Source organism: Alkalicoccus luteus (assembly GCF_012034335.1).
Classification (GTDB): Bacteria; Bacillota; Bacilli; order Bacillales; family Salisediminibacteriaceae; genus Alkalicoccus; species Alkalicoccus luteus_A.
Genome location: NZ_JAATHJ010000006.1, coordinates 125,888 through 145,240, shown reverse-complemented (window position 1 = coordinate 145,240; position 19,353 = coordinate 125,888). Strand labels below are relative to the sequence as shown.

27 protein-coding genes are annotated in these 19,353 nt (G+C 46.3%); all 27 read right to left on the bottom strand.

The genetic code is table 11. The annotated features are described in order from the left end of the window. Positions 1-6 precede the first annotated feature (6 nt). Positions 7-3,033, bottom strand: coding sequence for a phage tail tape measure protein (locus tag HCN83_RS06340; protein ID WP_168005562.1), 3,027 nt, complete (start codon positions 3,031-3,033; stop codon positions 7-9). Between the two features lie 400 nt (positions 3,034-3,433). Beyond that, positions 3,434-3,571, bottom strand: a complete 138-nt coding sequence (locus HCN83_RS06335; protein ID WP_168005560.1) for a hypothetical protein — start codon at positions 3,569-3,571, stop codon at positions 3,434-3,436. A 68-nt stretch (positions 3,572-3,639) separates the two neighbouring features. After that, positions 3,640-3,969 (bottom strand): phage tail assembly chaperone G, encoded by a 330-nt coding sequence (gene gpG / locus HCN83_RS06330; RefSeq protein WP_168005558.1) that lies wholly within the window; start codon positions 3,967-3,969, stop codon positions 3,640-3,642. Between the two features lie 3 nt (positions 3,970-3,972). Further along, the gene (locus HCN83_RS06325; protein ID WP_168005556.1) at positions 3,973-4,548 is read right to left on the bottom strand and encodes a major tail protein; all 576 of its coding nucleotides are present in this window, start codon (positions 4,546-4,548) and stop codon (positions 3,973-3,975) included. A gap of 3 nt (positions 4,549-4,551) precedes the next feature. Continuing rightward, positions 4,552-4,890, bottom strand: coding sequence for a hypothetical protein (locus tag HCN83_RS06320; RefSeq protein WP_168005554.1), 339 nt, complete (start codon positions 4,888-4,890; stop codon positions 4,552-4,554). Then, positions 4,887-5,285 carry a hypothetical protein gene (locus tag HCN83_RS06315; RefSeq protein ID WP_168005552.1) on the bottom strand — a complete coding sequence of 133 codons (399 nt, stop codon included), beginning with the start codon at positions 5,283-5,285 and terminating at the stop codon, positions 4,887-4,889. Before HCN83_RS06315 ends, HCN83_RS06320 begins: the two co-directional genes overlap by 4 nt. Continuing rightward, entirely contained in the window at positions 5,266-5,583 is a 318-nt protein-coding gene (locus tag HCN83_RS06310; protein ID WP_168005550.1) for a hypothetical protein, read from the bottom strand. Before HCN83_RS06310 ends, HCN83_RS06315 begins: the two co-directional genes overlap by 20 nt. Further along, on the bottom strand, positions 5,564-5,845 hold the full coding sequence (locus HCN83_RS06305; RefSeq protein ID WP_168005548.1) for a head-tail connector protein: 282 nt from the start codon (positions 5,843-5,845) through the stop codon (positions 5,564-5,566). The genes HCN83_RS06310 and HCN83_RS06305 overlap by 20 nt, the downstream gene beginning before the upstream one ends. Next, entirely contained in the window at positions 5,842-6,120 is a 279-nt protein-coding gene (locus HCN83_RS06300; protein ID WP_246238117.1) for a hypothetical protein, read from the bottom strand. The genes HCN83_RS06305 and HCN83_RS06300 overlap by 4 nt, the downstream gene beginning before the upstream one ends. 33 nt (positions 6,121-6,153) lie before the next feature. Next, positions 6,154-7,299 (bottom strand): phage major capsid protein, encoded by a 1,146-nt coding sequence (locus tag HCN83_RS06295; protein ID WP_168005597.1) that lies wholly within the window; start codon positions 7,297-7,299, stop codon positions 6,154-6,156. A 108-nt stretch (positions 7,300-7,407) separates the two neighbouring features. After that, positions 7,408-8,043 (bottom strand): HK97 family phage prohead protease, encoded by a 636-nt coding sequence (locus tag HCN83_RS06290; protein ID WP_205774516.1) that lies wholly within the window; start codon positions 8,041-8,043, stop codon positions 7,408-7,410. After that, on the bottom strand, positions 8,006-9,226 hold the full coding sequence (locus HCN83_RS06285; RefSeq protein WP_168005593.1) for a phage portal protein: 1,221 nt from the start codon (positions 9,224-9,226) through the stop codon (positions 8,006-8,008). The genes HCN83_RS06290 and HCN83_RS06285 overlap by 38 nt, the downstream gene beginning before the upstream one ends. A 12-nt stretch (positions 9,227-9,238) precedes the next feature. Further along, entirely contained in the window at positions 9,239-10,924 is a 1,686-nt protein-coding gene (locus tag HCN83_RS06280; protein WP_168005547.1) for a terminase large subunit, read from the bottom strand. Further along, positions 10,921-11,247 (bottom strand): hypothetical protein, encoded by a 327-nt coding sequence (locus tag HCN83_RS06275; RefSeq protein WP_246238108.1) that lies wholly within the window; start codon positions 11,245-11,247, stop codon positions 10,921-10,923. The genes HCN83_RS06280 and HCN83_RS06275 overlap by 4 nt, the downstream gene beginning before the upstream one ends. An 856-nt stretch (positions 11,248-12,103) precedes the next feature. Continuing rightward, positions 12,104-12,244 carry a hypothetical protein gene (locus HCN83_RS06265; RefSeq protein ID WP_168005542.1) on the bottom strand — a complete coding sequence of 47 codons (141 nt, stop codon included), beginning with the start codon at positions 12,242-12,244 and terminating at the stop codon, positions 12,104-12,106. 155 nt (positions 12,245-12,399) lie between these two features. Next, complete coding sequence (locus HCN83_RS06260; RefSeq protein ID WP_168005540.1) at positions 12,400-12,918, bottom strand: HTH domain-containing protein; 519 nt, start codon at positions 12,916-12,918, stop codon at positions 12,400-12,402. Continuing rightward, the gene (locus HCN83_RS06255) at positions 12,915-13,106 is read right to left on the bottom strand and encodes a hypothetical protein (RefSeq protein ID WP_168005538.1); all 192 of its coding nucleotides are present in this window, start codon (positions 13,104-13,106) and stop codon (positions 12,915-12,917) included. The genes HCN83_RS06260 and HCN83_RS06255 overlap by 4 nt, the downstream gene beginning before the upstream one ends. After that, positions 13,106-13,447: a YopX family protein gene (locus HCN83_RS06250; RefSeq protein ID WP_168005536.1), complete on the bottom strand. Its 342-nt coding sequence runs from the start codon at positions 13,445-13,447 to the stop codon at positions 13,106-13,108. Before HCN83_RS06250 ends, HCN83_RS06255 begins: the two co-directional genes overlap by 1 nt. Continuing rightward, a complete protein-coding gene (locus HCN83_RS06245; protein ID WP_168005534.1) occupies positions 13,444-13,656 on the bottom strand; it encodes a hypothetical protein in 213 nt (70 codons plus the stop codon). The genes HCN83_RS06250 and HCN83_RS06245 overlap by 4 nt, the downstream gene beginning before the upstream one ends. Beyond that, positions 13,653-14,003 (bottom strand): nucleoside triphosphate pyrophosphohydrolase family protein, encoded by a 351-nt coding sequence (locus HCN83_RS06240; protein WP_168005532.1) that lies wholly within the window; start codon positions 14,001-14,003, stop codon positions 13,653-13,655. The genes HCN83_RS06245 and HCN83_RS06240 overlap by 4 nt, the downstream gene beginning before the upstream one ends. A 27-nt stretch (positions 14,004-14,030) precedes the next feature. Continuing rightward, on the bottom strand, positions 14,031-14,414 hold the full coding sequence (locus HCN83_RS06235; RefSeq protein ID WP_168005530.1) for a hypothetical protein: 384 nt from the start codon (positions 14,412-14,414) through the stop codon (positions 14,031-14,033). A gap of 13 nt (positions 14,415-14,427) precedes the next feature. Further along, positions 14,428-15,060 carry a sigma-70 family RNA polymerase sigma factor gene (locus HCN83_RS06230; RefSeq protein WP_168005528.1) on the bottom strand — a complete coding sequence of 211 codons (633 nt, stop codon included), beginning with the start codon at positions 15,058-15,060 and terminating at the stop codon, positions 14,428-14,430. After that, positions 15,044-15,871: a DUF3310 domain-containing protein gene (locus HCN83_RS06225; protein ID WP_168005526.1), complete on the bottom strand. Its 828-nt coding sequence runs from the start codon at positions 15,869-15,871 to the stop codon at positions 15,044-15,046. The genes HCN83_RS06230 and HCN83_RS06225 overlap by 17 nt, the downstream gene beginning before the upstream one ends. After that, positions 15,858-16,118 (bottom strand): hypothetical protein, encoded by a 261-nt coding sequence (locus HCN83_RS06220; RefSeq protein ID WP_168005524.1) that lies wholly within the window; start codon positions 16,116-16,118, stop codon positions 15,858-15,860. The genes HCN83_RS06225 and HCN83_RS06220 overlap by 14 nt, the downstream gene beginning before the upstream one ends. Beyond that, positions 16,099-16,416 carry a VRR-NUC domain-containing protein gene (locus HCN83_RS06215; protein WP_168005522.1) on the bottom strand — a complete coding sequence of 106 codons (318 nt, stop codon included), beginning with the start codon at positions 16,414-16,416 and terminating at the stop codon, positions 16,099-16,101. Before HCN83_RS06215 ends, HCN83_RS06220 begins: the two co-directional genes overlap by 20 nt. Next, positions 16,413-16,667: a hypothetical protein gene (locus HCN83_RS06210; RefSeq protein WP_168005520.1), complete on the bottom strand. Its 255-nt coding sequence runs from the start codon at positions 16,665-16,667 to the stop codon at positions 16,413-16,415. Before HCN83_RS06210 ends, HCN83_RS06215 begins: the two co-directional genes overlap by 4 nt. Before the next feature lie 363 nt (positions 16,668-17,030). After that, positions 17,031-19,337 carry a phage/plasmid primase, P4 family gene (locus HCN83_RS06205; RefSeq protein ID WP_168005518.1) on the bottom strand — a complete coding sequence of 769 codons (2,307 nt, stop codon included), beginning with the start codon at positions 19,335-19,337 and terminating at the stop codon, positions 17,031-17,033. Positions 19,338-19,353 lie beyond the last annotated feature (16 nt).

The following is a 19,353-nucleotide window of genomic DNA, read 5'->3' as shown; positions in this document are numbered from 1 at the left end:
TTCACGTTACCCCCTCACTTTCCGATCCCATTTTTTAAGTCGATTTTGTTCTTCCGTGACTGGTCGAGCGATTAACTTGCCAAGCTCTTTACTATCTAAATTGATAACACTGTGAAGTATGATTTCCTGTCGTCCCGCACCGCTTGCTTCGCCGTTCATCTGGCTTATCATCCGCTGCGCTTCTCCTGGAGGACGTGCTCCTGAAGCATAAGCAGGTGTTCTATTCAGTGAGTTCATGATTTGCTTCGATTCCCCGTGTGTAAATACTTGATAGCCGGCAGGCCGTGAGTAAAATCCGTGTGTTAAGACTTCAAGTTGATTCCCTAACCGGCCAAGCTCCCAACCTTGCTCACCAGCGACAAACCGCCCACCTTCGTGATAGTCAGTACCTTCACGGTAAGAGGGCCTGTTCTGACCTGCCGCTCCTTGTGCCCGTCCGCCGCCAGTCTCTCTGATCCGAACAGTTTTATTAACGGTTCTGGAAGCTCTTCGATCAATATCAGCAATGTCGCCGTTATCAGAAACGTTTACGTCTTTATCAATATTCTGCCCGAGCCTGTCGTTCATTGTTTCAGCGCCGGTAATACCATCACCTATCGTTTCATTCACACGGCCCTGCGCGCCTTGCACATCACCAAGCGTGTGCTCTATGGCATCCAGTGCGCTTCGGTTGTTTTCCAGCTGCCGTTCGGATTGTTCCTGTGTGCTTAATAGGTTCGAGCTCAGGTTTGTTTCTTCATCGATCTGCCGGAGGATTGCCTCGTGTTGTCCGATCTGCTCATTTAGCGTGTCACGTTGAGCGTTTAGCTCCCCGGACTTGTCGCCTTCTTTTGCTATTTGCTTGTCCAGTTCTTCCAGCTGCGAGTACATGCGACCGAGATTGTCATCTGCAATCGAGACACCTTCACGGCCTTCCATGTTCACATCAATTTGCTTTAAGAGTACACCGGCAATAGCATCATCGATTGCTTGCAGCTGACCGAGTTCTTCTTCGTTCAGGCTCAGCTTTTCATTCAGTTCTTCGCGCTGATTCCGTAACCCCTCGAGCACTTCAGCAACCTGTCCGTTTAGAACCGTGTTTAAATAGCCCTCCTCTTTCTGGAGTGCTTCACGTTCTTCATATGACAGGTTGATATCCTGCTGCTTTTTCTGATTCTCATCCAGCAAGCTGAGTATTTCACTCTCACTCATAGCGTTATATTCCATGAGCGTGTTTCGTTTTTCTTCAATGGCCGCGATCTCTTCTGTAATCTCTCTATTCTCGCGCCGGAGCTCTGCTTCATTTTCCATCGCAATGATGCGCTCTGCCTGCAGCTCTTCCAGGGCGATTTCCCGGAGAGAGTCGATATATTCATAGTTTGCGTCTGTTGCTTCCACAACAGCATTACCGCGATCTGTGAAGGACTGCTCTACATATGGAGACTGCTCAATAATATCGTTATTTAAGCCAACCATTTCAGCAATTTCATCGTTGGTCAGGCCGGACTTTTTCGCAAGCTCATCATACTCCTGCTGTAAATCTCGGACCCGGTCCGGATCCTGCTGACTTTTCAGCTCGTCTTCCAGATCAAGCAGCCGGCCAAACTCTTCTGATGTGAGTCCGGATGCTCTGGCAAGCTCATCGTATCGGACCGTAATTTCTTCGAGCGTATCTGCAGAGTCGATCATCGATTCTGCAAGCTCTGTATTGACTGTACGGGCATCTTTGGCACGGCGGTTATAAAGGTATATGCCGCCTGCTACTGCTGCCACAGCGCCTACAGCTAAACCGACAGGACTTACCAGAGCACCAAATGCAGCTGCTACACCGCCGGCACCTGTCATGACGGTGAGAAGCGTACCAAATAGCCTCAGGATTGTGCCTGTTGCCGTGATAAAGCTACCAAGCACTACCGTAGCAGGGCCAACGGCTGCAGCAATAGCCGCCCATTTAATGATTTGTTCCTGCTGCTCATCGCTTAGTTCTCCAAATCCGCGTACAAGATCGGTCGCCATTTCTACTAGCTCTGTAAATCGTGGAAGTAAATGCTGGGATAATTCAATAGCCGCACCTTCTGCAGCTGATTTAAATTCTGTGACAGCCCCCGCCGCATTATCCTGCATCGTGGCAGCCATATCGGAAGCGGCACCTTCACTTTCTTCCAACTGAGTCGTGTTATCCTGTAATGCCTCAGAACCTTCTTGAAGCAATATTGCCCAGTGTCCCTGTGCTTGGGCACCAAATAACGTGGATAAAGCAGCAGCTCTTGTCTGGTCATCGAGTCCTTCCATGCCGTTTTCGAGTTCCGCAACCAGGTCAGGCAGCGGCTTCATTCGCCCTTCAGCATCAAAAAAGCTCAGATTTAGTTGAGCCATAACCGTTTCCATGTCGGCTGTCGGATTCGCTAAGCGCGTTAAGCTGGTACCGAATACTCGCCCTGCTCTGGATCCTTGAATACCGGCGTCAGAAAACGCCATAACTGCGGCTGTGGATTCTTCTAAGCTCATGCCTAACGTGTTGGCATTAGGAGCAAGATACGACATCGCTTCACCGAGCTGATTTACGTCGGTATTCGCATTACTTGCGGCTTCGGCCAATACATCTGATACCCTTCCAGATTCCTCAGCTTCGATCTTGAAACCGCTCATAATGTTACTGGTGATATCAGCTGCCCGGCCAAGATCAAGCGCACCTGCGGCAGCTAAATCAAGTAGTCCAGGCATACCTGCCATAATCTCCTGCGTTTCCCAACCGGCCATACCGAGAAAAGACATCGCGTCTGCCGCTTCTGTGGCGCTGAATCGAGTGGTAGCCCCTAGCTCTCTGGCCTGTTCTTCCAGCTGTGCCATCTGTGATTCTGTGGCACCTGTCAACGCCTCCACTTTACTCATGCCTTGCTCAAAATCCATTCCTGCTCTTAAAGCAGCGGCACCAAGTCCAACAATCGGTAGCGTAACCCTCATTGTCATTCGACGACCAACGCTTGTCATGCTGCGTCCTACGGATTCCATACGACGACCGGCGCTCTCCATCGATTCACCGAGTTGTCTCATTGGATTCGTCTGACGCTGTATCTCACGAGTAATGCTTCTCAGCTGATGCTCTGTCCGGCGCATGGCTCCCACAGCGTTATTGTATTGTTGCTGTAGCCGTTGCGTTTCCGTGGCATTCTGTCCTTTGGTACGTCTCGCTTCGTCATACCTGCGGCGTAACTCTGTGACCACACGCTGTTGCGTTTGAAACCTTCTTGTTAAAATATCTGATTGTTCCCGTAATCCTCGCAGGCTGTTGCTGTATTCCCGACCGCCTGAACGAGATGCATTCATTTCGGATCGTAACCCTCTCAGGTCCGTTCGTAATCTCGTAAGCGATTGTTCAGCGCCCTGATCCTCAAAGGACAATCTGGTTCTCAGATTACCGATATCTCTTGAGCTCATATTCTCACCTGCCTTTTTACCAAACTTCGCTTAAGTATTGCTCTGTCTCTTGCGGTGATTCGGACCGGTCTTTTAGCAGCTCATCAAAAAAGTGGACGTCCATCTGATCAATTTCAGACATCGTCCACCCTCGGGCTGCACCTTCCGGAAACATAAGAGCATAATAATCTTTTTTTATCTGTTCATACGCTTTTATAAGGGAAGCAACAAAGGCTTCCTTTGTCACTCCCCCGGCGCGTTTCCCTCTTCGTTTTCATCCAGTTCGGATTTTGGTTTAATGCCATACACCGCTTCAATCAACTTGTCCTCAATGTACGTTTTACTGGCTCCCTCATAGAGGTCATCTAAAGTGAATTGCCCTTTAAATACAACGTTAGGCAGCAGCGAATACATTTCATCCATCTCGTCAATATGATCCTGTGGAGTGAGTTTGTCTTCAGGCTGATTATTTTGCTTGGCCTGAAATTCAAGGTATTTACGGCGAGTTATCATGGGAACAAAAGGAACGGTGAAAAATTTCTTCTCACCGTTCAATGTCAGTTCAATTTTCATAGATTAAGCCTCCGCCACATAGTCTTTATCGATTACTTCATTGAACCAGTTTTCAAACACGGAAGCATCAATGTCCGAGTCGCCGTCCCAGACCTTCACTTTTTCTTCCCCGTCATGGATTCGAGCAATTGCTTCACCCTCCAGGTTCGGACTGGAGTATTCTGGCGTTTCCTGCTTCGTATTCATGTTCTGCTCAGCAGGTGCCAGCTTCACACGATAGAGCCAGAAAAACTCATAGCCGCCCCGAGCTGATTCTGCTTGGCCGCCGATCGCAATGTATGGAGGATTATCATCCACATTGTCAGAGATCAAACCGTTTTCGTGCGTTTTCTTGCCGAGAATATCGGCTTCCACAGCTTTATCCAGGTAAGCCGTGTTAAGCGTCACGGTTGATGGGCCCTTTACATGATCTGAAAAAAGCACCTTGTCATCCGCTCGCAGGTTTGCCCGGTTTATAGATGGCTGAATATTTAAAGCCATTGCTGGGCCAAGCGGTTTAACCTCACCGTATACCGTTTCTGATTCTGACTCTGATGTAATAGGCGCATAGTGTAAATTCTTCAATCCTTTAAGTGCCATGCTTTATTCCTCCTCGTATTTACTGATGTAATGCATTCGCAGCAGTTTCCGGTATTTCTTCATGTCATCGTCATAGGTTTCTGACTCAAACATTCTTGTAAAACCGACTGCCTTTAATCGTTTCTTTACGTCTCGTACCAGCTGCAAATAATTTCCGTCTGAAAAAACATCAATCTGAAAGTAATGTTTCGTCCACAGTTCATCATCATCTGCATTCAGCCAGGGCGCCTGATGATATTCGACAAATGCGATATAAGTTGAAGCGTTCTGGTTATAGCGAGCCTGTGCTACTGGCACCCCGAGAGGAGCCAAGGTTTCCATAATGACGCGGTTCACGTTCATAGCATCCTCAGCTCCCTCCGGAATGTGTCTACATAGGTGTCCAGTATCGCGTTTTTATTGCTTTCGTACACACGGCTACCTGTAGGAGTCGGAGCGATAAACCGACCTGCCTGAACGCTCCAGTATCCAAATTCGTGCATATACAAATAAAAGGCGATACTCGTAGCACCTACGATGTAATCGCCTTTCTCTTTTTTAAAAGCTATCGCTCCTTGTGAATTACCAGTTCGTCTCGCCAGACCGTGAGAATATACTTCACGATTCCAGCGCTCTGCAAGCAGCTCGGCTCCGTTTTTTAATGCATTATCTTTTGTTCTGTTTGTCAGACCTTCGATATTGTCAATTTCCGCTATCAGCTCATCGATACCTTGAAAATCAAGATCCATGCTGATCACCGCGCTTTCTTAACACAAGCTCGATAAACTCACCTTTTTCATAGGTGCGTTCAATCTCATAATCCTGCCCTTTGTAGGTCGCCATGTCCTCCCCGTTAAATTCGATCACACGGATTTCAAAGCGATACTCCAGTTCAATGCCCTGCTGCTTAGCCATGTAATACTCATTGGAGTGAATACTGAGCCGGTTTGTAAAAACTTCGACTGGATCGGCAGGCGCTGTGATTGGAAACCCGTCCTCATCCAAGCCCGGATTCGATGAGAACAGTCCGATCACATCACTCCAGGGGACTGCCATAATCCTCCGCCATGCTTAAATGGTGTTTCAAGCTTTCATACGACTGATGGAACCGGACCGCATCCGGGCTGTCCATTCCAAAATTCGCTTTTGCATATACAATAATAGCCCGACGAATAAGCGGATCGTCTTCATCGTCCGCCTTATCTCGGGCTACACCTGACTGGAACAAATCTTCTTTGCACGAAGCAATCAGATCTTCCACTTCGTCATCATATGCAGCTGCGCTCAGTCGCAACGCCAGCTTTACCTTATCTTTCATGACAGATCACGCAGCCGCGTTTCTGCCTCCTGTTTCCCTTTTACTTTCGTGCCATCAGGCAGCTCGTAATACCCGCCGCCTACGTGCGTGAGCTCTGCAGGTTGACCAGACTCCTCGGTTCCTTCAGTTCCAAGGTAGCCTTTCTTCTGCAGCTCCTTCACACGCTTTTCATCACCCTCAAAAACGTCCGCTGGCCGATCAGGACCAGCAGAACGATAGAGCTTTTTATTTTTATCATGCTTATCACGGAATGATTTTTTCACAGGTGCTTTCATGGGATTCACCCTTTCGTTATTTTATTGGTCAGCTTATGCTTCTGGAGCTTCTGCTGCACCTTTCTTCACACGGAGGAAGCCGTTGAATGCGACAACGTTACCGCCTGCAAAGACAGAACCGCGGTGAGCAATCATACCCTGCTTAAACTTGTAGTCGTCGGAGCGCTTTACTTCCAGAGGAGAGAAGATACCCATTTCATAGTTAGAAAGCGGACCGTATGCCATCAGGTAATCGCCGTCTTCCGCTACTGCTGAAGAGCCAGCTGCACTGTTGATAACGTAACGGACACCATTGATCGTTCCAGTGTTACCGTTATTCACAACATCGTAGTATTTGCGGTTGTTTCCATCTTCGACCTGTGCGAATTTACGAAGATCGTCTTTGGACAGAATCAGTACGTGCTCATCTTCTACGTCCTCATCGCCACCGTAAGAGTAAATGATTTCATCGAGTGTATCTCGATCGATCTCAGATACTTCAATGTCAGTAGCTGGGTTAATCGCTGTTGCCTGAGAAGAGAAGATACCGACAAATTCTCCTGTTCCGCCGCTACCAGACAGAATCTCACGAGTAATTTTCTTGCGAACAGCTTTTGTATTCCCTGCAACGACACGAGAAGCATAATCCGCACGTGGAAGTTTTTCTACTTCTTCTGTGATCTCAGAATATGCTGTGATTTTCGTCTTGTTGATCATGGCGTAACCAAAGTCAACGTCCACATCAACGTACGGCTCGCCCTCAGCAGTATAGTTACCTTCGCCATGCTGAATTTCATAAGGCACCGCGTAAGATTCACCGCCATTAAGTGGAGTAGACTGCACACGATCCAGCAGCGTCGATACCTGGTTGAATGTGTCATTGATTGTGGCTTTATCATGCTTCGGAGTAACAAGATCTCCGGAAGAAACGGTGACTGCACGCTTTTCCATTAGCGCGGCGCCTCGTTCTTCCATTTCTTTATCTAGCTCGTCCTGCCCGGCAGCCAAATCATCAGCTGTCAGGTTAAATGTTTCGACTGACTTTCGCTGCTTCTTATCTTCCTGCATGCCTTTCAGCTCTGCCTGGATGCGTTGACGCTTTTCAATTTCTGCTTTTTCATCTTTCAGTTCGCGCAGCTCTTTTTCCAAGGATTCAAGATCTGCATCTTCTTTATCGACTTCCTTGGAGAGTTCACCCATACGCTTTTCGATTTCAGTGATGCGATCCGCACCATCCCCGTTAAAATGCTGAATGCTCAGTGGTAGAAACATTTGTTTTTTCATTACCTATTCGCCCCTTTTGATTAATTAATTGGATTTTGCTATAGCTTTCAAGATATTGCGCTTCACTTCGTCCCGCTTCTTGGCCCTTGCCAGCGCCTTTTTCTCTTTCTCAGCCTCCGCCTCGAAAAAGCTTCTCGCAGAAAGTGAAGTAGTATCATACGCGGGAATATCCACCGCGGACACATCATAGAGTTTCTTGACTTTCCGAATCGTGCGCGTATGATTTTCACGATCATAGCTTGATTCGGAAACTGTAAAGGCAAAGCTCATACGGTCAATATAACCACCGTTGATTTCTTCATAAAGCTTTCGCCCTTCTTCCGTACCGTCCAATCGTGCTCTTACATGCAGCCCTTTATCATCGACTGACAGCTGCAGCGTCTGATTCCTGGTACGGGCCATGACTTTGCCTGCATGATTGTAATTAAAAATGACATCGCTCATGTCTGCTTCTGCAAACGCTTTGTCATCAAGCTGCTCTTTGTACTCCACGCCGTCAAATTCAAATAAAACGGTCGGTTCATCGAACGTAGCAGCGTAACCCTCTACATAAAGTTCGTCTTGCTCGCCCTCGCCTGCATCGGCAGAGCGAATGTCAAAGTGAGCAAACTTCCGAACTTCCCTATCCTTCATCGTCGGTTTCTTGATCTTGTCCGTCATCCGTAGCACCATCCTTTCCTGATATGTGATCACTGCCGGCCACTTCTGCGGTATCTAAGCGACGTATTGGTTTGTCTCCGTCTTCCACAGGTCCGAGATTGAGAATTTTACGCCATTCATTCGGTGTGAGCGCTCCGCGGTCTACCATCTGTAGCAGTCCCATCTTTGTACGCATCGATGCATACTGCAGCGCGAATGATTCAAAGATGATTTTGTTCCCGTGTCCGCGTTCTCGACGTGTAAAAAGCTTCCGAGTAAATTCATCCGAAAGCTGCATGGCTACCGGCTGAACCACCGATTCATAATAAGCGTTCCACTCATCCTCGTTATAATCACTGGAGATAATCTTTTCGTTTGTGCCAAAGAAGTCCATGATTCGCTTATTCGTATTATGGTTTTTATCTGTCGGCACGTAGTTTTCAGGTTTCACCTGCTGAAGATCATAGGACGGATCGGCAGGCACCGCTCCACCTGTTTTTTCGATATCCAAATAGTTCTGTGTGAACTTATCAATCTGAGACTGAATATCTTCCGGCCGGAGCTTCGATGTGAATTTCATAATCCATCGAATCACAGCACTCTGCTTAATTGCTTGAATGAGCCCCTGATCAATCGTGCTGACGACTTCCATCAGATCACGTAAGGCAGCGTCCGGGCTATCTCCAAACAGTTGATGCTCATTGTAATCTTGTCGCAGGTGAATCACATCTGAATACGGCACCGTCATTTTCATGCCATTGTGGAAGTGGAAGCGCAGGTAAATGTCCTCCACACCTTCCAGCATATCTACTTGTACTGCCGGGATCGGATATAATTCAGTCGCATAATACTGCGCGTCTCGCTTGATAAGGATAAATGCATTATTGTTGAGTTCCAGCTGTGTCGTGACTTTCTCTTGCATCAGCTGCCCGCTCATAAGCGGATTAGGTTCTTCAAGCAAGAATCGCAAACCGACATCCGGATTGGTCTTAAACTCATTTTCATTACTCCGTATGTGTTTGGCGATCAGCTTTCCTACCGCTTTTGCTTTCGGACGGATGCAGGCACGAATAATGTCACTCTGATACAGTTTCCCATCCCATTTATAGAAGCCGCCCCCACCATCGGTAATCATGCGGAAGCTGCTCACGGATCCGGGTTCTTGATCTACCTTGTTTCCAAACATCCAGCTAAACAGTCCGATTTTCATCACCCCCTATATCATATTTACGTAGTCGCTCCAGCGATCCTGCAGTACCACATAACTGTTCAGCATGGATGCCGTGCCGTCGATACGTTTCTTCTGAGATTTACCTTTCACAGGTTGAATATTATTGTTTTTATCTATTTCAACCGATGTATTTGAAAGACACCATTTCGTGATCTGGTTATTGCCGTAATTAATATGCTTCTTTTCCAGATCGGCGCCCATTCGGTGCATTGGAGCAGAGAGCGTCTTTTTACCCTGAATCACAGGGATCATGGCATCTTTACCAAATATGCTTTGCATTTCTTCTACCCAGTATTGAGCGGACCAGCTGTCATAGCCGATCCAAGGAATGTAGACATCATATTCATGCAGCATTTCCTCAAACCATTGAGTGACAAATTTATAATGTACTTTGTTTCCTGGCGTCGTTCGTAAAAAGCCAAGATCCTTCCACACGTCATAAGGTACCTTGTCCTCCTTGACCCGCTTTTCGAGCAAGTCTTCTGGCAACCAGTACATATGCATGACGTAGATCGGGGAATTTTCATCTGTCATAAACGTGATATTCGCAGATGTTAAGTCTGTGGTCTGTGATAGGTCGGCACCGCCGATGGCGTACCTTGGCTTTATTTCTTCGATATCAAATGTGTCTTGATTATCCAGCTGTTCAAACGTTAGCCAAGATTCAGAAGAAGTCTCACGAATATTAAAATCCTTTGTCAGTAAATTTTTTACCAACAAAGGATTCGCCTGAGCTTTTCGCACTTTACGTGCCAGCTCATCTGTATTTTTAATTGTGCCAAGCCCCGGATTCGCTTTCTGCCAGCACCTTTCATCTGTCCATTCTTTACGGCTGTCCAGCTCATAAATTATAGGTAATACAGCTTCATCTTTATGGACTGCTGGATCGTCATATCCGTTAATAATAGATTCAGCCTCGTCATACTTTAGATCAAAGATACCCTCACGGACGGTACCGGCTGTTGTCGTAATGATAGAGAGAGGCTGTTCACGGGCAGACATACCATCCACAATGACATCGTACAGGTTCTTATCTTCAATCGCGTGCAGCTCATCAATTAGGCTACAGTGAAGGTTCAACCCGTCCAATGTATTACTATCGCTGGAGAGCGGTCGGAAGCTTCCATCATTAAAGTCAGATAACAGTTCCGCCACCAAGGACCGGACGCGCTTTCGTAGTACCGGCGATTTTTTAACCATCCGTTTAGATTCCAGCCACACAATTTTAGCCTGGTCTTTCTTCGTGGCCGCACTGACGACTTCCGGACCTGGCTCACCGTCAGCAAGCAGCATATACAATGCAACGGCGGAGCCCCAGGCTGACTTACCGTTCTTACGGGCGACAATCAAAATAAATTCTCGGTATTTTCGTGTGCCGTCAATTTTGTGAACGAAACCAAAAATAGCTGCAGTCATGGCTTTCTGCCACAGCTCCAGCTTAAAGGGTTCGCCACCCATTTTTCCTTTTGAATGTTGGCAATAGCCTTCGATGAACTCCAGCGCATGATTGGCACGTTTTGCATCGTACTCCCATTCACACGTTTCATCGTTCATGTCAGCTATCAGTTTCTTATAAACCCGATATACTTTTTTACTGACCACAACGTTTTTCGCTTCGATCTGCTGCCAGTAATCAAGAATCGGATTATAAGCAAGCGGATATTTCTTCATCGACCATTCACGAACGCTTCAAATCCATCCCCGTCGTCTTTAGGTGCTTCTTTCGGGAGCAGGCTGAACAACTTATCATATGCAGCCGTGTATCGGTTAATCATCGTGTTATAGCTTTTCTGTGATGGATTTTCCACAATCATTTCTTGAGCGCCCTGTTTAAATTTATAGGTCGGACCTTTTCGTTTGATGTCGTCCTCCAGTATTTGAAGCGTGACCGTCATAAACGCGACTCGTTCAATCAATTTCGCCGCTGCTTTCTGTTTCTCTTCGGAAATCTCGCTTAATATCTCCTGAAGCTTGGAAATCTCTTCTTTTATCATCAAATCTTGCTTACTAGCTGCTATTTTTGCCATTTTTCGCCTGAACCCCCCTTATGTAGAGTGACCTGTGCGTTACGCGCGAGTCATGCGTCGCTTAATTTTTTTCTCCATAGCCCCTCTAATTAGGGGGGAGTCGCAACACTTTTAATTTTTTTCTCGCTTGACCAGCTGACCGAACTCATCGAACGCACAATCTTCCCTCACCGGATCCTCGCCGGCTTTGTGTTCTCTGTTGTGACACTGATGACACAGCAACTCAAGGAGCTGAGCATTCATCGTAACGTTCGGATCGTTCACGTTCGCTGCAGTTATCGCAATCTTATGATGCACAACATCACCCGGATCACCGCATCGCTGGCAGATGCCATGCTCCCTCCCGTATACGTATGCCCGTAGTCTCCTCCACCCCGTAGTATGGTATATGCTATCCCCTATCCTCTTACCCATCTACTGTGGTAGCTCCTCTTTGAGCTTATCCATTCGCTCTTTCATCTTTGTTTGAAGGAGAAGCAATTGATCTGAATCCGTTTCTGTTCTAGCTTTCTTCTGCCATGCCCGCACCTGCTCATCCGTGCAGTATGATGTGTACTTGGTACGGCACGTATGGCATGTGAAGTAGTGCTCCTTCTTCCCTCGCCCATACGCCCGTGTCTTTAAGGTGATTGGTGTCTTATGCCCACAGCGATTACACCGCACCGTTGGCTGCCGTGTTTGGAATAGTACCGTCATGTCGTCAGCCTCCTTTTCTTAAATAGCCACATCCCCATAATAAAAAGGAGTGCAAGTGGAAGAGTCAGCAGTATTCCGATCTCACCAAGCCGGATGACTTCTCCCATATGCACTCCCCCTATTTGATTTAAAATATAAACAGAATCAGGATGATCGGTACAGTGACGAATATCGTCAGCAGACATCCACAGCCTGCTAAAGCCCCTCCGCCTTTCTGCATGTCCTTCCCTACATTCTGCATTTTCTCTCCAAGCTCTTGTCCATTCATAGTCGCACCTCCAGATGATAGGCAGGTGCAATGAAAACGGCACCCACTGTTATTGATAGTGGATGCCATTACGCTACTTTCTCACACTATCAGTCTATAGACTTCTTAATGGCGTGACAATGACACCTTTTTGACACGCTTTGCCAGTGTTTCTGTTACTTCAATCGGACAGCATCAACGCCAAACATCAGTGTTGCCAACGTTTCACAGGCTTTGTTCACATCACGATACACCGTTCTTGTCTCGATATTGTGACATTCAGCAATCTGTTCAGCAGAAACTTTCTTGGAATCAATGTACATTTTCTCGATGATGTCGTACCTTCTGGCTTCTTCCTCTTTACCAGATGACTGTGAAAGCGTCTTATAAACGACCAGCATTTGATCGATGAACCGGATCATGGCGATCGTGCGGCGCTTGCTTCGCTTGATCGCTTCCACAGCTACCTCATTGGAATGAATAATTCGATAGATGTCTTCTTCCTCTTCATCTTGGTTATCTAATTCCAATTTAATGTTATCACAATGGCGGACAAAAGACCGATAGTTTTTCAATAAAAGTTTCGTATTATGCAATCGTTTATCTCTAGCCCGCTGATTCTCTTTCTCCTGCTGCTGGTATGCCTTGATTGCTTCCGCTGCTATAACCTGGACGTGCTCCTCGGATAACGTCATGTCGTCTCCCCCTTTAGCCTGTAAGCTGCCATCCAGCATTTCTTCTCATACTGCCCCTGTCGGTAAACAGGTCTTGGAGCTGTTACTTCTTCAAAGCCTCTGCTTTCCAAATCTCGAACGGCCACAAGCAGTTCTGCTTTTGTATTCCGCTGGATCGTGAGCACTCGCGCTTGTGATATGCGGTGCATTAAGCATCACGCTCCAGTAATTCTGGGTTCTCCCATACATTGCCGATGACTTCACACTTACCGTCTGTCAATGTTTCATCAAATGACAGAATCATTCCATCGACTTCAACGCGAAAGCCTTCTTTAAACCAAATAACTTTATAAATTTGATTGATAGAATTGTCTCTGAAAATATCCCCTCCGTAGATCTCCACGCCGTTCTTGTCTTTCAGGCCGGTGTATTGCACTAATTCAAAACGTACGTCATCTACAAACTCTCCTATTGCACATTGAGAAACAGTCTCCCAACCTAACCATTTTTTCAAATCTTTATCCCAAGCCCGAAATTTAATCTCCCTCATAGGTCTTCCACCTCTTTGAATGTGATCTCTACAGGAGCATTGATTAGTGTTTGATAAACCGCCCCATCTTTGTAGATTTTGTAAATAAATTCGATTGAGCTAGGATATTGGAGTGTTATAGCTTCTATTTCTGTGATTCCGCCTCGCCCTACTTCCCAGTAAGTTCCGTCCATCGGTAAAGTTAGCCTAATTGATTTAATCTCCCTCATAGGATCCACTCCTTCTTTTCTGACGGCTTCTCTTCAATGCGGTTCCTGCTTGCTTCCGCTGTGAATCCTTTCGGGTACCGCTTCTTCAATTTCTTAATATTTCCCTCAGCAACATCAGTTAAGTTAATTCCTGACACTCTGGCGATTTGCGATAGATACCACAGGACGTCACCAAGTTCTTTCTCTATCTCCTCTTTTGAGATATCGTGTCCGTGAAATTGCGTTTTTTTAATCATATCTGCGACTTCACCAGCTTCACCTGTTAGACCTAATCCGTAGTTGATCAATTCATTGTCGTGAGTGTTAGCGGTACGACTGGATAGTTCTTGATATTCGTTTAGGTTCATTCACTCGCCCTCCTGGCTTAGATTTTATTAAGCTTCACCAATTGACTTATGCAGTTCTACTTTTATTTGATTGGCATCTATAGTCACTTTAAAGGTTCCATTTTCTTCTGGATGAGTTTTCACTTTAATTTTGTCAAGAGAGTCTCCAATAATGAAATGGTGACCCAATGCTTCTAATTTTTGGAACGCCTCTTCATCGTGTTCTCCACGTCCCAGTTTCTCATTCGAATCAATAAATTTAATAATGCGATGGATTTGATATCGATCTTCACCATGGAAACTTTCAATTTTCTTTTGAAGCAGTTTAATCATTTTTTTTCGAAGCAATATGTGAATACTAGCGATCCACTCATCCTGAGCATTCTCCATTGGTACAGTATCTACTTGGAACTTTGTAATGTTAGTTTTCATTTAAATCGTCCTCCTATGCGCCAAAGCGCAGGTATTTTTCTCGTATCTTCATCACGTGCTGGCTGGTGGCTTGTCTGGATGTTTGATCTATCTCAGCAATCTCAGTTTGCGAGTATCCTTGCAAAAGCCGCTCAACGATTCTAAGTTCTCTGGCTGTTAGCCTTTTCAGGAAATCCTCCACATGAGGCGCTGTCCAGTCATCCTCAACCATAAAGTTTTGATGCGTGACCAGTTCTTCATTTTCGATAAACAGGCTTAGATCAGCAGCGGCAGACTGCTTCAGAATGAATATCGCTATCTCCGCATTTGTCACACTGATGTCGATTGCTTCTGCGATTTTTTCGGGCTTCTCTTCTTCGAGACCCAGCTTTAAAATCTTCATTGCCCGGTCGCTGTCATGCCTGCTGACCATTACGGTTTGACTGTAATTTCCGATACCGTGCTTCACCGTGTAATAAGCTGTCATGTATAAGTGAGTAATAAACTTCGACTTTTCCGGATCATAGTTTTTCAATGCTTTTAGATAGCCAAGGCTTGCGAGCTGAAACAGGTCGTCCAGATCCAGCCCTTTTATTTTCCCGGCACTCTCTTTCTTCCGTGCTATCTGCCACAGTAGCCGTTCATAATCCTCAAACTTGTGCTCCACTGTCTTCACCTTCTATGGCGCTGATCCATTCCTGCAGGTGTGCTCCTGCTTTACGGAGGTCCGTCAGCGGATCGCCCTTTTTACCAGCTCGGGAAATGTACTTAATGGCGGATCCCCTGTGATACCCACTCAACTCTACTGGTGCAAAGTTCCCTCGGAAAAACGTGAATGGATCGATGCCGTTTTCGTGGTAGTGAGCTGGCCGGATATCGTCAAACGATTCCTCCGGTTCTGCATTATTCGTTTTTCGCTTTAACTCATCATGCGCTCGTTCCAGGCTGTCGTAAGAATCTCGTAGTTCATGGTACCGTTGCTCCGTTTCGCCTTTGCTTTTGAGCGCTCCCTCGTAATGGCGGAAATAGTAGTCTTTCGATTGTTGCAGCTTCTCGTTTTCTGCCTGCAGTTTTTCGATATCCTGTTTCTCAGCTTTTTGGTCCATTTCGTTTGATTTTTGTTCGATTTCGTTCGGTTTTTGCGCAGGGACGGGCTCTTTTTGTTCGATTCCGTCTATTTCTTGTTCAGCCTCGATCGGCTTTTCTTTCTTCACTCCCGGCAGCCAGTCCCGTAGACCCCACTTATTGTTTTTCATGTGAGACAATCTCGCAGGAGATACGTCAAGCTTCTCTGCACATTCTTTCTCTTTCAAACCCGACTCCCGCAGCTTCATATATTCTTCTTTCGTCAATTCCATATGACCCGCCCCTCTGTACTTCGCCAATTCTTCCTCAGATAACGTATAGGTTGTGACTTCAGAGGAAATGCCGGCTGATTTTAATTTTCGATGATTGATAATGCCCTCATACTGAAACATAACTTCTCCTGTATGCGACCGCCTGCAAGTAAATCCATTCCGCTGCTACCCGGTCATCTTCATCTGCAAAGTCCAGCATGAATGACTTATCATGATCCCATCCGTTTCGAGCGCACCGATCCATGAGCCTGATTAGTTCTTGATACGCTGGTTCATCGTTTCTGAAGAAATATGCAATCTGTTCATTCTCCGATCCGGTCAGCCAGGTTTGAATCTTACGAAAGGTTTCATCCACTTTCTCCTTCAACGATCCTCACCGCCTCTTCTGGATTTCGAGCAATACCGGCAAGCGCTCCGTTCTGCTTCATCGTCTCGAGAAAATGCAGCTGTTCTTTCCGAGCCCTGCCCTTTTCATTCTTCACTTCGATAAAAACAGCTTTGCAATCCGATTTCCGATAACCGAATAAATCAGAGAATCCTTTCGGAAGGCCCGTATCGAAAAACCGACCGTCCTTCATGCGTACTTTGCCGACATTAGCCCGGAAGATAACCGCATATGGGTTTAGTGCCAGGCGAATCTGGTTTTGTACGTCTGCTTCTTTCATACTCGATCTCCCGCTTTGTACACCTTCGTTGCTGTTGGACTATCTTTCACTCTTTCTAAATATTTTGGATAGCTGTAATTCTTCAAGGTAGTGACCGTATACATGGTTCGTTTAGAAAGATAATTCAAACTACCAACCATGATGAGCTGATCTCCGTGATACAATTCATAAATGTCCACTTCAGACTCTGCAGCAGTTAATCTTCTTAACTCAGCTAAGTCTGTATTGATTCGCTTTATTAATTTTTGCATATTATCCTCCTTACGGGATAGTTGCTTCAAACCCTCCCAAATGCATTTGAGCTTACTCCCCCAAAGGTTTGACGATTATTTTTCAAAGCAGTTGGGAGGGTTTCCTATAAAAATGAAGTTCCTCTATGCATTTTTATTTTTATTTTTGTTTTTATACTTTATTCTTTTTACTATCCCAACTATCCCAAAAAAGAAATAAAGTATAATAAAGGCTGATATATCAACGTTTTGGATTGGGAGGGTTTGCCTTCAACCCTCCCGTTTTTGTCCTTCAACCCTCCCAAGCTTTCAAATAAATAACCATTTAATTCCTTCTTATCCATAATTACCTGCAAATCCCTTTTATTCCTGTAACGAGAATGATCAATACGTCATCCGGTGAAACGGTTTTTCGACCTCTCTGTTTAAGGAAACCCCTCGATACCAGATCCCGCTTGATTTAAACTTAGGAAATCGCTTCGCTACTTCCTTGCCGAACTTCGTGCTGCTCATCAAATACTGGTGATTCTCTTGTGCCCAGTCTTTATAAATTTCATATAGCTGTTTCGCCTGCACTCTCCCGTCATCAGATCGGGTGCAGCACTCTTCCAAGAATCCTTCCACAACGTCCATTTCTGTTCGGTAGCTCTGCCGCTGATCCTGAATTGTGTCTGGCTCTTTCAGCCCGAATTTTCGCCAGTCCAGATAGCCTTCTACTGCCCAGTTTAAAATCGCGCTCATCTCTCTCCTGAGCTTCTGTGTGAGACGCCGGTCTTTCTTGTGGTCTGGAATCTGTACACTGAAGGGAATGATCACGAGCCGTCTCCAGATCCCGTCATCGGTACCGCGTATGATCGGTTTATGGTTCGTTGCCATCCACAGTTTGAACTGCGGCTTAAATTCAAATTCATCCTGGTGCAAGAAACGAGCCGTGATTTTATCCGAGCCTGTCAGCTGCTTCACAAGCCCCTCAGCGAGCCGCACACCTTCATCTGGCTCTGTGGTAGTCACAAGCCGCGCACCGTCTAATTTAGCTATGTCAGGCGACGGTCCGCCGCCCTGCTGTTTCATCATGATAGTCTGTGGCTGAATGTTAGTGGAGTAATTACCGAACAGGTCCGTGATCACGTCCAGAAAAACTGATTTTCCGTTACTGCCGTTCCCGTGCAGGAAGAATAGCTTCTGCTCTTCTGTAGATCCAGAGAGCGAATATCCAACTGCGCGCTGGATATATGAGATTAAATCCTGATTTCCGTCAAATATCGTGTGAAGAAACTCCATCCAGAGTGGGCAGTCCGATTTATCGGTGTATTCCACATTGGATATTTTCGTGAAGAACCGGTTCCGATCGTGGTCGTGCAACCTGCCGGTTTCTAAGTTAAGGTAGCCGTTTTGTACATTAAAAAGATCAATATCTTTATCAAACTGATCCTGCTTTACTGGCAGCAGATGCTCACTCTCTTTGATCATGCTCGACTTACCGCGACTGCTTCTGCTTGCTTTAATGTGCTTCCGCAATGCTTTCAGTGCTTCTTCTTCGTCCATATCGTCTGTGACATAGGGCCGTTCATTTCGCATATTCATGATGACCTGGTCAGCCAGATTCTTAATCCGGCCTTCCTGGTCAATCGTCCACACTTTGCCGTCATAAAAGTACCAGCTGCTGCGGGTGTAGCTGTAGCGGATCGAAGGGCCGTATGCATCCTTGAACCGCTGAGCGTTGCCCGTGTCGTCATAGCTGTAAAACGTATTTTGAATTTGCTGTACATCGTGCTCCTCCACGAACAGGTTATAGTCGTCGTCTATCTCTCGCGGAGCGAACGTATTGGAGCATTGATCGATTGCTTTCTGCAGCGTCTCTGCTCCATACGTGCTTTTATTCTGTGCCCGGTCGAACTTCTCCCTCATCAGGCTGGAGCGTCGAAAAATACTGTCCATCTTTTGAAAGTCGCGGTTTGTCCAAAAAGCAAGGTCGTTTGCGAATGCCATATCAGCTTCTGATTGCGATTCGTAAAACTGTTCCCAGCCTCCGTTAATAAACATTTTGAACCTCGTGCCCGTCCTCGAGTTCTCCGCGATCTCGATCAGCCGCTCTTCTGCTATATCGTGCCCTTGATCCCCATCACGCTGAACCGGAGCCTGCTCTGTCGCAGGTGTATTAATGTATTTATTGTGTAGGTACTGGATCACGCCCAGATCTGTGTCATCGTGTATGTGGGTATAAGGAGCAGCCGGTTTGCCTGTCATAGCGAAAAACCGACCGCTGTCATACATTTCTACATTGCCCTTTCGTCTGCCGCCTGCCGGCAGCTCCCCTTTAGCAATGATATGAATCCCATTTCCGGAAACCGAGTATTCTGTATAACTGCCCAGTGTTTCGATAAACTCGGCCACCATGTTTCCGTCAATCTCATTCCGCTCTCGATAACGTTCTATTTCTTCTCTCACATCATCGAGATCCACGCCGAAGTACGGCGGTTTGAAATAAAATCCGAGTCCGTGACACCCTAAATCCTGCATAGCCTGAACAGCTGTATCAAAATCAGACCAGGTACTTTCATCGTTCGATTTCCCTGGTCCGCCATTATGAGGATTGACGGGAATTTTCGTCATTTTCTCCCCTCGGGGCTGCAGTCTGAAGCAACCCCAACAGGAGAGCTCTTTTAATTCGTCCGGTAGTGCTTCAAACATCCCCCGTCAACTCCTC

What these genes read in the sequence shown, in the direction of transcription:
- HCN83_RS06340 (WP_168005562.1), bottom strand. Translation starts at nt 3,033, where the DNA reads ATGAGACAACTCGGTGAATCGATGGAGAGCGCCGGTCGTCGTATGGAA.
- HCN83_RS06335 (WP_168005560.1), bottom strand. Translation starts at nt 3,571, where the DNA reads ATGTTTCCGGAAGGTGCAGCCCGAGGGTGGACGATGTCTGAAATTGAT.
- gpG (WP_168005558.1), bottom strand. Translation starts at nt 3,969, where the DNA reads ATGAAAATTGAACTGACATTGAACGGTGAGAAGAAATTTTTCACCGTT.
- HCN83_RS06325 (WP_168005556.1), bottom strand. Translation starts at nt 4,548, where the DNA reads ATGGCACTTAAAGGATTGAAGAATTTACACTATGCGCCTATTACATCA.
- HCN83_RS06320 (WP_168005554.1), bottom strand. Translation starts at nt 4,890, where the DNA reads ATGAACGTGAACCGCGTCATTATGGAAACCTTGGCTCCTCTCGGGGTG.
- HCN83_RS06310 (WP_168005550.1), bottom strand. Translation starts at nt 5,583, where the DNA reads ATGGCAGTCCCCTGGAGTGATGTGATCGGACTGTTCTCATCGAATCCG.
- HCN83_RS06305 (WP_168005548.1), bottom strand. Translation starts at nt 5,845, where the DNA reads ATGAAAGATAAGGTAAAGCTGGCGTTGCGACTGAGCGCAGCTGCATAT.
- HCN83_RS06300 (WP_246238117.1), bottom strand. Translation starts at nt 6,120, where the DNA reads ATGAAAGCACCTGTGAAAAAATCATTCCGTGATAAGCATGATAAAAAT.
- HCN83_RS06295 (WP_168005597.1), bottom strand. Translation starts at nt 7,299, where the DNA reads ATGGGTGAACTCTCCAAGGAAGTCGATAAAGAAGATGCAGATCTTGAA.
- HCN83_RS06290 (WP_205774516.1), bottom strand. Translation starts at nt 8,043, where the DNA reads ATGACGGACAAGATCAAGAAACCGACGATGAAGGATAGGGAAGTTCGG.
- HCN83_RS06280 (WP_168005547.1), bottom strand. Translation starts at nt 10,924, where the DNA reads ATGAAGAAATATCCGCTTGCTTATAATCCGATTCTTGATTACTGGCAG.
- HCN83_RS06275 (WP_246238108.1), bottom strand. Translation starts at nt 11,247, where the DNA reads ATGATAAAAGAAGAGATTTCCAAGCTTCAGGAGATATTAAGCGAGATT.
- HCN83_RS06265 (WP_168005542.1), bottom strand. Translation starts at nt 12,244, where the DNA reads ATGAATGGACAAGAGCTTGGAGAGAAAATGCAGAATGTAGGGAAGGAC.
- HCN83_RS06260 (WP_168005540.1), bottom strand. Translation starts at nt 12,918, where the DNA reads ATGACGTTATCCGAGGAGCACGTCCAGGTTATAGCAGCGGAAGCAATC.
- HCN83_RS06255 (WP_168005538.1), bottom strand. Translation starts at nt 13,106, where the DNA reads ATGCACCGCATATCACAAGCGCGAGTGCTCACGATCCAGCGGAATACA.
- HCN83_RS06250 (WP_168005536.1), bottom strand. Translation starts at nt 13,447, where the DNA reads ATGAGGGAGATTAAATTTCGGGCTTGGGATAAAGATTTGAAAAAATGG.
- HCN83_RS06245 (WP_168005534.1), bottom strand. Translation starts at nt 13,656, where the DNA reads ATGAGGGAGATTAAATCAATTAGGCTAACTTTACCGATGGACGGAACT.
- HCN83_RS06240 (WP_168005532.1), bottom strand. Translation starts at nt 14,003, where the DNA reads ATGAACCTAAACGAATATCAAGAACTATCCAGTCGTACCGCTAACACT.
- HCN83_RS06235 (WP_168005530.1), bottom strand. Translation starts at nt 14,414, where the DNA reads ATGAAAACTAACATTACAAAGTTCCAAGTAGATACTGTACCAATGGAG.
- HCN83_RS06225 (WP_168005526.1), bottom strand. Translation starts at nt 15,871, where the DNA reads ATGTTTCAGTATGAGGGCATTATCAATCATCGAAAATTAAAATCAGCC.
- HCN83_RS06215 (WP_168005522.1), bottom strand. Translation starts at nt 16,416, where the DNA reads ATGAAAGAAGCAGACGTACAAAACCAGATTCGCCTGGCACTAAACCCA.
- HCN83_RS06210 (WP_168005520.1), bottom strand. Translation starts at nt 16,667, where the DNA reads ATGCAAAAATTAATAAAGCGAATCAATACAGACTTAGCTGAGTTAAGA.
- HCN83_RS06205 (WP_168005518.1), bottom strand. Translation starts at nt 19,337, where the DNA reads ATGTTTGAAGCACTACCGGACGAATTAAAAGAGCTCTCCTGTTGGGGT.